Origin of the sequence: Gordonia sp. ABSL11-1 (assembly GCF_030315685.1) — a bacterium.
GTDB lineage: Bacteria > Actinomycetota > Actinomycetes > Mycobacteriales > Mycobacteriaceae > Gordonia.
This window is the reverse complement of record NZ_JASXSI010000047.1, coordinates 1-10143: the sequence shown is the minus strand read 5'-3', so window position 1 is coordinate 10143 and position 10143 is coordinate 1. Positions and strand designations below refer to the sequence as shown.

The 10143-nt window shown below is 63.6% G+C and carries 12 protein-coding genes; 5 read left to right on the top strand and 7 right to left on the bottom strand.

Features of this window, described 5'->3' with window-relative positions:
* From QSJ19_RS26005 to QSJ19_RS25985, 5 genes are all read left to right on the top strand, one after another.
* A partial coding sequence (locus QSJ19_RS26005) for an alpha/beta hydrolase (RefSeq protein WP_353507182.1) occupies positions 1-944 on the top strand: 944 nt, incomplete at its 5' end.
* A 28-nt stretch (positions 945-972) separates the two neighbouring features.
* On the top strand, positions 973-1782 hold the full coding sequence (locus QSJ19_RS26000; RefSeq protein WP_286323949.1) for an alpha/beta fold hydrolase: 810 nt from the start codon (positions 973-975) through the stop codon (positions 1780-1782).
* 68 nt (positions 1783-1850) lie between these two features.
* Positions 1851-3341, top strand: coding sequence for a serine hydrolase domain-containing protein (locus tag QSJ19_RS25995; RefSeq protein ID WP_286323948.1), 1491 nt, complete (start codon positions 1851-1853; stop codon positions 3339-3341).
* 102 nt (positions 3342-3443) lie between these two features.
* Complete coding sequence (locus QSJ19_RS25990) at positions 3444-4343, top strand: SMP-30/gluconolactonase/LRE family protein (RefSeq protein ID WP_286323947.1); 900 nt, start codon at positions 3444-3446, stop codon at positions 4341-4343.
* Positions 4344-4509: 166 nt separating this feature from the next.
* Entirely contained in the window at positions 4510-4905 is a 396-nt protein-coding gene (locus QSJ19_RS25985; protein WP_286323946.1) for a hypothetical protein, read from the top strand.
* Between the two features lie 312 nt (positions 4906-5217).
* Here QSJ19_RS25985 and QSJ19_RS25980 read toward each other — a convergent pair whose 3' ends face one another.
* The 7 genes from QSJ19_RS25980 to QSJ19_RS25950 all read right to left on the bottom strand — a co-directional run bounded on the left by QSJ19_RS25980 (position 5218) and on the right by QSJ19_RS25950 (position 9738).
* Positions 5218-5775: a hypothetical protein gene (locus tag QSJ19_RS25980; protein ID WP_286323945.1), complete on the bottom strand. Its 558-nt coding sequence runs from the start codon at positions 5773-5775 to the stop codon at positions 5218-5220.
* Between the two features lie 71 nt (positions 5776-5846).
* Positions 5847-6140 carry a hypothetical protein gene (locus tag QSJ19_RS25975; RefSeq protein WP_286323943.1) on the bottom strand — a complete coding sequence of 98 codons (294 nt, stop codon included), beginning with the start codon at positions 6138-6140 and terminating at the stop codon, positions 5847-5849.
* Positions 6137-6334 (bottom strand): hypothetical protein, encoded by a 198-nt coding sequence (locus QSJ19_RS25970; RefSeq protein WP_286323942.1) that lies wholly within the window; start codon positions 6332-6334, stop codon positions 6137-6139. The genes QSJ19_RS25975 and QSJ19_RS25970 overlap by 4 nt, the downstream gene beginning before the upstream one ends.
* A 135-nt stretch (positions 6335-6469) precedes the next feature.
* Positions 6470-6901 carry a hypothetical protein gene (locus tag QSJ19_RS25965; protein WP_286323941.1) on the bottom strand — a complete coding sequence of 144 codons (432 nt, stop codon included), beginning with the start codon at positions 6899-6901 and terminating at the stop codon, positions 6470-6472.
* A 1-nt stretch (position 6902) separates the two neighbouring features.
* A complete protein-coding gene (locus QSJ19_RS25960; protein ID WP_286323940.1) occupies positions 6903-7868 on the bottom strand; it encodes a hypothetical protein in 966 nt (321 codons plus the stop codon).
* A gap of 278 nt (positions 7869-8146) precedes the next feature.
* A complete protein-coding gene (locus QSJ19_RS25955) occupies positions 8147-8434 on the bottom strand; it encodes a type VII secretion target (RefSeq protein WP_286323939.1) in 288 nt (95 codons plus the stop codon).
* Between the two features lie 506 nt (positions 8435-8940).
* Positions 8941-9738, bottom strand: coding sequence for a hypothetical protein (locus QSJ19_RS25950; RefSeq protein ID WP_286323938.1), 798 nt, complete (start codon positions 9736-9738; stop codon positions 8941-8943).
* Positions 9739-10143: the final 405 nt, after the last annotated feature.

Here is a 10143-nt window from a genome sequence, read left to right as displayed (position 1 = left end):
TAGCGGCAACCTCTGTGTGGGTGTCGCCGGATCGGCGACGCCCATATGCCCAGCGCAACGCGGTTCCTGCGAGTAACGTCCCCAGATCATCGGACGCGGTCGAGCTCAGCATCCCGGAGGTTGCGATGACATCATCCCCGAACGCCCTACCTGTTGTGTTCGTGCATGGCCTGTGGCTGCACGCGTCGTCGTGGGACCCGTGGGTGACGTTCTTCGCCGACGCCGGTTTCGCGCCCGTCGCCCCGGGCTGGCCAGGAGAGGCCGCCACTCCGGCGGACACTCGCGCGGACGCCTCGACGCAGGACGATGTCGGCATCGAGGCGATCACCAAGCACTACGAAGAGATCATCACCGGGCTGCCCGCGTCGCCGGTGGTGATCGGGCATTCGTTCGGCGGGCTCATCGCGCAGAAGTTGCATGCCGGCGGATTCGCGCGGGCGTGCGTGGCGATCGCGCCGGCCGCCTTCCGCGGCGTGAAGAAGCCGCCGCCACTCGTTCAACTGAAGACCGCGTCGCCCGTCCTCGCCCACCCGGGCCTGCGACACAAGACGTGGGCGCACACCGCCGATACTTTTCACGCGGGTTTCGCCAGCGCCGTCGACCGAGCGGAGTCCGACGCCTTGTTCGCCGAGTTCGCCATTCCGTCGCCGTGCCGCCCGCTGTTCGAGGCGGCGTTCGCGAACTTCCAGCGGCACAGTCCGGCGGCGATCGATCTCGAGGGCCGCGAGGGTCCTCTGCTGATGATGGCGGGCGGGAAGGATCGCACGGTGCCGGCGTCGACCGTCGAGGCCGGGTACAAGGTGCAGAAGCGCAGCTCGTCGCCGACCGAGTTCAAGCTCTACCCCGACCGCGGGCACAGCCTCTCCGCCGATCACGGCTGGCAGGAACTCGCGACCGACGCCCTCGCCTTCCTCACAGCGCATAGCATCGATCCGAAGGCGTAGCTCGATCACCGATCCGAGGAGAATGCCAATGTTCCGACGTCTGAGCCGCTTGCTGGTGCCGCTCACTGTTGCTCTCTGCGCCATCGGCATCACGCTGACGTGCGCTGTGCCGACCGCACAAGCGGCGCCGCGGCCGACGATCGTGCTGGTGCACGGTGCGTTCGCCGATAAGACGAGTTGGGACGGCGTTGCGTCGATCCTGCGGCGAGACGGTTATCGCGTGGTGGCCGTGGACAATCCGTTACGTGGCCCGGCCCACGATGCCGCGGTGGTCGACCGCACCGTCCGCTCACTGCCCGGTCCGGTCGTCCTCGTCGGGCACTCCTACGGCGGCGCCGTCATCACCAACATCCACGACCCGAAGGTCACGCGGCTCGTGTACGTCGCTGCGTTCGCCCCGGGCGCCGGCGAGCCGATCGCGTCGGCGATCAACCCGCTGCAGTACCCCGGTAGCCAGCTGCTGCCGCCCGCGCTGCAGCTCAAGGTCGTGCGGGACTCGACGGGTGTCGGCGGATACAACCTCGACGCCTACATCGAGGCGTCGGCATTCCCGAAGATCTTCGCCCAAGACGTCAGCCCCGCCACCATCAAGACGATGCTTGCCCACCAGAAGTCGTTCGCGGCATCGGCCAACCTCGAACTCGGCGGTCGGCCGTCGTGGGCAAAGACCCCGAGCTGGTACGTCGTGTCGGCGAACGACCGGGTGATTCCGCCCGCCGCCCAGCGCGACGCGGCCAAGCGGATACGTGCCCGTACGACGGAGATCGCGTCGTCGCACGCGTCGCTGGTCTCGCATCCGGCGGCGGTGGCGGGGGTGATCCGGCAGGCGGCTGGGTGATGCTCCGCTTCGCTCTCGTTCGTCTGACCAGCAGGTACTCGTGAACTGCTGACCCTGGCGGAGCTGACGTGCCACCATCCGAGATGGTGCACCGCGGCATCGAGGGGGTTCTCATGGTCGGTCGCGTTCGTCTCCGGGGTGTTCCCGGCCGTCGCCTTCTGGCGGCGCTCGTCGTATCACTTCTCGTTGCTGTCGGCATGGTCGTCGGCCTCTCCCCGGGCGAGGGCCATGCCGCTCCCGTCGGCCCTCAGCAACAGCAGCAGTGCGCCGAACCGTCCGGCTCCGGTAATCCGCAGACCGCTGCCCCATCGGCGGTCGGCCTGGACAAGAAGCGCCTCGACGACGCCATCGCGTTCGCCGCGTCGCGGATGCGCACCCATATCCAGGTGTTCCGCAACAACTGTCTGGTCGGGACCGGGCCGCTCAACTCGCTGACCGGCAACACCCCGTGGAACCTGTTCAGCTCCACCAAAAGCGTCGTGTCCATGCTGGCGGGTATCGCGTACACGCAGGGCAAGCTCGATCTGGGCGCCTCGATCGCGCGCTACCTCCCAGCCGACGAGGTGGACAAGGCGCACGCCGCGATCACTGTGCGCGATCTGCTCACGCAGACGTCGGGGCTGAAGCAATCGATCATCAGCGAAGCGCTGACCGCCGGCCTCGACGTCGACCCCAACATCGGCAAGGAAGCACTCGCGCTGCCGGTCGAGCATCGCCCGGGCACGTTCTTCGAGTACACCCAGCACGGCCCCGACCTGCTCGCCTACGTGGTGCAGCACGCCGTTGGCGAGGATTTACAGGCATTCGCGCAGCGGAACCTGTTCGGCCCGTTGGGTATCAAGAAGAGCGACTACTTCTGGACCCGCGACCGCAGCGGCAACACCTACGGCTACGCCTTCCTCTTCATGCCGCCCGCCGACTACTCGCGGCTGGGACTGCTCATGCTGAACGACGGTCTGTGGCACGGCAAGCGGATCATCGACTCCGGGTACATCCGACAACTGCGCACTCCGTCACAGGCCAATCGATGCTACGGATATCTGTTCTGGGTCAAAAGCTCTCCGTGTGTCGGGCCGTCATTCCCATCGCGACAGACCTCGAACCTCGCGCCTCTCGAAGGCCTACCGTCCGACGCCTACGCGATGGTGGGCTTTCTCCAGCAGAACAACTTCATCGTCCCGAGCCTCGGTCTACTGGTGAGCTGGAACGGCTTCCTCGGCGACGTCTCCCCCGACCCGGGCACCGTGCTGAGCGCGAGCCTCAACAGCGAGCTCTACCATGAGTTCTTCCGACGACTCGCCGCCGCATTCCGAGCTCCACGACTCCCAGCTCTTGGTCCGTATCAGCCGACGATGAACCTGAACTTCGATCCCGTGCAGTTCGCCGACCCGAACGTGGCACTCGGTGCGCTCGGTGTCGGACCGTATGCGCCGAAGGACTGCACGGTGATCGCGTGTGGGTCGAAGCCGTTGCGAGCCCCGCTGCAGGGGAATCCGGGTTGCTTTGCGGTGACGTGTGTTCCGGGGTTGCCGGGTTCGCCGGGCAGGCGGGGTGGGTGAGACCGTACACGGCCGCCAACTTCGCCTGCAAAACTTGCTCTGCAGCAACTGAATTGGCGCGCTTAGGGCCCGACAGCCTCAGACGGATCATATAGTCGGACCATGAGCGCATCTGAGATCCGCACCGTGGTGGCCGACATGACCTTCACCGAGTGCCCACGGTGGCATGACGGTCGTCTCTGGTTCGTCGACTTCTACACCCACACGGTGAACTCGGTGAACGAGGATGGCTCCGATCTGCGGACCGAACTCGAGGTGCCGGCGCAGCCGTCGGGTCTCGGTTGGCTGCCCGACGGCCGGCTACTGGTGGTGTCGATGAAGGATCGGACGATTCTGCGCGTCGAGGCAGATGGTTCGGTCGAGGTGCACGCGGATGTGAGTGAGCACGTCACGGGACACCCGAACGACATGGTGGTCGACGATCAGGGACGAGCCTGGTTGGGCAACTTCGGGTTCGACCTGATGGCGGGCGCCGACCTCGACGTCGCAGATCTACTGCGGATCGACCCCGACGGGACCGTCACGTCGGTCGCCTCTGGTTTGCACTTCCCGAACGGCAGTGTGGTCACGCCCGATGGTTCGACGCTGCTGGTCGACGAGACGTTCGGCAATCGGGTCAGTGCATTCACGATCAATCCGGACGGCACCCTGGGCGAACGTCGGGACTGGGCCCGCTTCGGAGCCCCTCCGACGACCCGCGTGCTGGCTGAAGCCCTGCCTCAGGCCGTCGTCGCACCCGATGGGTGCGGACTCGATGCCGACGGTTGCCTCTGGATCGCCGACGCCGTGGGTGCCCGTGTGATCTGGGTTCGCGAGGGTGGTGAGATCGTCGACCAGATCGATCTCGGCACCGGAGTGTTTGCTTGCATGCTGGGCGGCCACGCTGGCACCACATTGTTCATGTGCTGTGCACCGGATTTCGATGAACATGCGCGGTCTGCGGCGCGGGAGGCGACGATCCGCGCAGTCGACGTTGGGTTTGGTCACGCGGGTACTCCGTGACCGGGGCTTGCCGAGGCGAGAGCCAAGGTGCATGAGGAGAGAAACTCCTCTCCCACTGCGTGCGCGACTTTCAACTGAATGAACGACACCCGAACTGTGTTTCGGCGTCGTACCAGCATGGGACACTCGCCAAGTTCGAGTTGTTGCTCGCCCGGGAGTGTGAATCGTGATCGTCGTCAAACGTTGGATCGCCGGCATCGCTGTTGCCGCCGCTGCAACTCTGAGCGGAACCGCCGTGGCGCAAGCCGTCTCCCCGCTCGAGCTCAATGGTTCGGTCACCGACGCGAGCAGTGATATCGAAGTCGCCGAGTACGCGTACCGCGATCTCACGATGAACAGGCTCTCCCACGACCAGGCCATCGAGTACGCCGCCGGCTACAAGACCGCCGTCCAGGCGACGCGGGCGCTGAACAGTCACCTCGGTCGGTACTGCGCTGCGGCGCGACTGATCAGCCACGCGCTGTCCGATCAGAGGTACAACAGCGCGACGATCCAAGACTTCTACTACCAGTCGGGTTGCATGGGATCACCCCGCGTCACACATCAAGGACCGAAGTCATGAGATCTGCAGTGTTCGCATTCGCCGCCGTCGCCGTGCTGGGCGCGCGTGGCGCCGGCCCCGCCCACGCGGATCCATCATCAATCCAGCGACGGCGGGCCCTGCTACCCGCACGAGATCGGGACGGACTCGGCCGACGGAACGATGTACTGCTCGGGCCTGAACGGGATATGGGAACCCAAAGCAATCCACCGTGCGCCCAAGGTGAAGCTCGGCGCACCCTGTCCGCAGCTCGGGGCGCGCGCCATCGTGTTCCAGACAGACGGCCGGGCTACGTGCCGTCAGACGTCGGACGGACTCCGCTGGCAGTGTTAGTCACAGCCGTACGTAGACCACTCCGGGACGATTCCCGATTCGCCCGAGTAGCTCACGTTCGAACTGCGGCGACAGCGGCCAGCTGTTGACGAACAAGAGCGACGCGTAGTTCGCGTAGCCTGCGAACTTGTGTGGCCAATTGCCGAGAAGATCGGCATGACCACAGTTCGCGCACTCGACCTCGGGTTCGACCTGCGACACGTACCACCGCCGCAGGGCGTCGCCCGCGACGTCGGTGGCCATCCAGGAACCGCAGATCGGACAGGGCGGTCCTTCAAACCCATCGATGTTGTGTGAGACCTGCCAGCCCTTTTCGACTCGGACACCATCAAACAGTGTCTGCTTACCATCCGCAGTGATGCTGTCGGGAATCGCTGCCATGTCGAATGCGTCAACGCGACGAGGCCCTTCCCGGTATGCGCCGAGAAACTCATCGGGGCTGGCGGCGTGCGCAATGATCTCGCGATCGAGAAGCCATTGCACCTGAGCATCGATGAGCTGGGCGGCGCCTTGCTCATCCGCATCGAGAGAAAAGAACTCAATCCAATTGTCGGACACAGCAAGAGAGTATCGCTCGAAGTCACCCTTCCTTGGTAGCTCTGAACCTCACAGCTCGCCGAAACCGCCCATCACCATCCCCCCACCGGAAGCAGTACAACAGCAATCACCAGCGACGAGGCTGCCACGATCCAGACGACAGCTCTCGCGATCGCACCGAATTCGCGCCGGCCCGTTTGATCAAGCCACGCGAGCGGTCCACTCGCAACGAATGCCAGCAGGGCGATCCCCGGTGGGGCGAAGCTGTCTCGGCTGACCGTCTGCTGAAACACCACGCTGACGACGATGGCGAGACCGAACGCAACCGCTGGGGCGAACCACCAGGCGATGGGTTGCGCGCGTCGCTCGGGCGTTTCGGCGCTCACCACAGCAGCAACGCCCAGATGCCGCCGACAACAGCGACGGCCACCTCACCCCAGAGAACCGATGCCCAGAACGTTCGGTTCTTGGCCCCCGCCACGAGCGCAATTGGCGCAACTGCCAACAGAATCGCGCCGAGGCCCCAGGTGCCTACGGCAATGAGAGGCAGTAGCGACCCGATCAGCACGGCCGCGACCACTCTCAGTGGATCTACTCGAGGCGAGCACTCCTCTGGGTTCGCGTCCGCGGTCACTTCATGGCCCACCGATTAGCCGACAATTCTCGCGCGCCAGAACAAATGCTCTGCGCACCGAGCACACACCCCAGACAATGTTCAGCTGTTCGACCAGACAATCCATGTTCGATTCGTCGCCCCATCTGGGATGGCGATGAGCTTCCGCTGTGAGCTGTGGCCCCCGTTGTCATCCACCACGATCTCATCGCTGCCGTGATAGTACGGTTTTCCAAGTTTCTCCTCGCGAGAGAAGTGTGAGCACTCAACGCAGGATCCCTTGTTGCGAGTCAACGATATCGTCGGGTAGTTCGCCGCGTATTGAGTCCATTGGTCTGTTGGAATTGTGAACTCCAGGTTGACGAAAGTGCCGTCACGTCCAGAGTCCACTGCGGACTGAACATTCTGCGCGGATGCCGGAACGTCCACCTGGATGATCTCGGCCGCATCGGCTGGAGTCGGCGAGTCGTCACCACAACCTCCCAGCAGAAGTACTGCGACAGCGGCGACGATTGCAGCGATTGCCCTCCGCATATCAACCTCCGGTTGAGTGCCGTGTACTCGATGTTCCAGTGACGTCATAGTTCTGCGCCCAACCATAGAGGTGATAGTTGTTGATGAAACGTTGATCAGTGATGTCGAGGGGCGGAAATATGTCCGTGCCCGGCTCGAAATTGTAGTAGTCGTAGATCGACGTCTGATAGTCCAGCGTCTGACCACCCCCGGGGCTCGAGTACGACACACCTGTCGTGGCGTACGAGATATTGTGCAGCGCACCCCAATAGTCGAAGTTCTCATCCTTCGAGATCTGATATGTCTGCTCCTGATCGCCGACCGTCGACCCGTAATCTGTGGAGAACGCGACCGGGCCTGTGTAGCCGGCTGGCATATAGGTGCGCGCCTCTGCGGCCGCCGCTTCGGCGGATCGTGTTGCATGGGCGCCGAAACCTGGCACATCGCGGTAAATTGCGTCCACATTCATCTCGTACGGCTTGCCAGAGTTTCCGAAGTAATGATCGAGAAGCTCTTCCGACACCGGCGTATCGGCGGTAGCGAGCAGTATCTTCAATGACTGGCGCATGATCTGCAGGTCCGGCCCCTCGAGGAACGGAACATCCTTCGAGTTGTAGTCTTCGGGTCCCGCACCGGCCTTGTTGGCTTCCTCGTACTGCCCCGACGGCTTCGGGGGACGTGGCGGAACGCGTGGCACAAAAGGTCTCTGCGCGTCTGATACTCCCAACAAGGCGTTCTCCACCTGCCAGTCGTACATCTGGGTGGCAACGTCGATCGACCTCAGAAGCGTTTGCATTTTGTTCTGGAGCTGCGCGGCTGAGTTCTCGGCCGACAATTTCGCCTGTCGATAACCTTCTGGATCGTCTGCGTACGTGGTGGCCAAGCGCGCCAAGTGCGATGGTGAGACGGAGACGGCTCCGTCGTCGGCGAAGGTGAAGATCGAGCTGAGAAACGGGTCTTTGGCTGTGGCGACCAGCTCCGACTTCAACAGACCGATTTGCTGGACAGACGTGTCGAGAATGTCCGCAGCTCTCGACCAACGCTGTGCCCGCTCCTCGAGGTCGCCCCGGCTCGGTCTCGTGTCTCGATCTCGGCGGCGGTACGCGATTCTCCGTCCCAGTTCGTATCAAGACTTCCCAGCTGGTTGATGACAGCGGCTGCTTGAGCACCAAGAGTGCCAGAGCCTGAACGCAAGTCCGTTGCGGACGTACTCAACGAGGTCAGGTCCCAGGACTCGACCTGGGAGATTCCGATGCTCATGATTCGTCAGTGACGGATGTGGTTGATGTCCGACCCAGCTTCGTCGTCGGCACGCCTCAGCTCGTCGGCGGCCGACTTGATACGTGAACCCAACGAGTCCAGGTGCGACGCCATTGAACGCAGGTACTCCTGTTGTTCGTGCGCCCTTCGAGACAGTCCCGATTGCAGATCGCTTCCATGGCATCCCGCGGCGGCAGTCATGAACGCAGAGTCGATGTGCATCGCCGCAAGTTCGTCCGAGCTACGCCACACCTGCTTGCCGAGCTCATAGACCACATCTGGATCGATCTTCACACTTCCCCCATCCCCGTGTATGGCAGAGATCCCCCAGCAACTCTAGCGCGAAGCTTGTACAGGTCAGCCGCGGTCAATCCACTGAATGACCAGGGGGACGAGTAGCGCTCCAGATCCCCAGTCGCCTCGCCACAACCGTCCTACTGGGACACCCAGGGTTCGTCCACGACGATGGCATCGAACCGGTGTCCCGGCTCTAACAATTCCGCAAGATCGTGCATCTGCCCTGCAACACACTGTCCCAGAGATCGGCAGTCTCCTGATTTCGCTCCCATTCCTCCGACGCGCTGGGCGCAGTCTCATTGAATCGCCGACGCAGTTCCGACGCGGCAGCGTCCCGCTCGGCCTTCCTGGCGGCCAGTGCAGCCTCCTCGATGAGGGCGCATCGATTGATTGCTGGCGAATCGCGCTCGACAGTCGATCGTCGTGCGAGAACACGATCACCTGCCGACTCACGGCAAGATCGCTCAAGACGTTCAGGAAGCCGTCGATCTTCGCAGCGTGGCTCAGCGCAACCGAAGACGTCCTACTGCACGTCCATCGTCGAGTTCTGGCCGTGCCGAGGGATTCGCGGCGTAGAAGCACAGGAAGTCGAACAGCTGGCCGGCGCCGACGGCAAACAGGTCGGCGGGGATCACGATCGACCGGTGCAGCTCCGCCAGACTTGGCGCGAACGGACCAACCCAGTTCGTGGTGACGTCTGCGCTTGTGTCGTCAGCCATCTCGAGCATCACCGAGAGGTTGTTGGTTCCGACAGGTTCGACGGCGACGATGTCCGACCAGGGAACTTGCTGGCGCACCTTGAACCCCTGCACCGATAGGGTGTCGGCGGTGCACTCAACGCGCGGGAAGCGTGCATATCCCAGACCCAACCAAACCAGTGCTGCGACAGAGTAGACCGCGAGGGCGAGAGCGACGATCGGTAGTACCGCCGCGAAACCGTCGCTCATCGGGAACTGCAAGGTGTCTGTCCACATCCCCACCGCCAGTGCAGTACCCGCGACCGCCGCTGGCCCGAAGACCACCCAGTACCCCCAGCGCAACGCTCCCGAGACGGAGAACGTCGTCTTGCCACCCGCCACGGACACCGCCGTCCTCGCGGCAGTGCTGTTCGCCTGACGTTGCCGCATGACGACGACGACCAGACCCGCGATGACCGAACAGCCGAGAGACGCCGACAGATAGAACACGACGTAGAGCGGCCGAAGCTCCACCAGCGAACGAATCCCGTGGTAGGACCAGAACACTCCGAAGACAGCGAGCAGCGCGATGACGATACCCAGCGCGCCGGTCTTGCTTCGCACGTTGTCCCAGCCGCCGTCGTCAGTGACATGAGCGCGACTCAACAGCAGACCGCCTTACCTATCTCAGAACCAACCCAACCGAGCGCCCACGCGCCACCCGCGCCGAGAACGCCGGCTGCCACCACATTGACGCCGGGCATCGGTATCGCGGCACCCGCTGCACCGCCTCTCTCACCCGCCGGCGACACTACCCAAACCGGCAATCGTGGCGCGGCAAGCGTCTGTACCACTGCCAGCAGTGACGACATCCCCGACGCCACAGGCAAGGCCGGCATACTTGGCAGCCTGTCTCTACCAGTTCAACAGAACCCTCAGAGCGGGCCTCAGAGGCGAGGCGGTCGACCAACTCTTCAGTTCCGCCCACCACCGCGTCCGGCAGCTTGTGTCACTGATGCGCATATTCGA

What these genes read in the sequence shown, in the direction of transcription:
- QSJ19_RS26000 (WP_286323949.1), top strand. Translation starts at nt 973, where the DNA reads ATGTTCCGACGTCTGAGCCGCTTGCTGGTGCCGCTCACTGTTGCTCTC.
- QSJ19_RS25990 (WP_286323947.1), top strand. Translation starts at nt 3,444, where the DNA reads ATGAGCGCATCTGAGATCCGCACCGTGGTGGCCGACATGACCTTCACC.
- QSJ19_RS25965 (WP_286323941.1), bottom strand. Translation starts at nt 6,901, where the DNA reads ATGCGGAGGGCAATCGCTGCAATCGTCGCCGCTGTCGCAGTACTTCTG.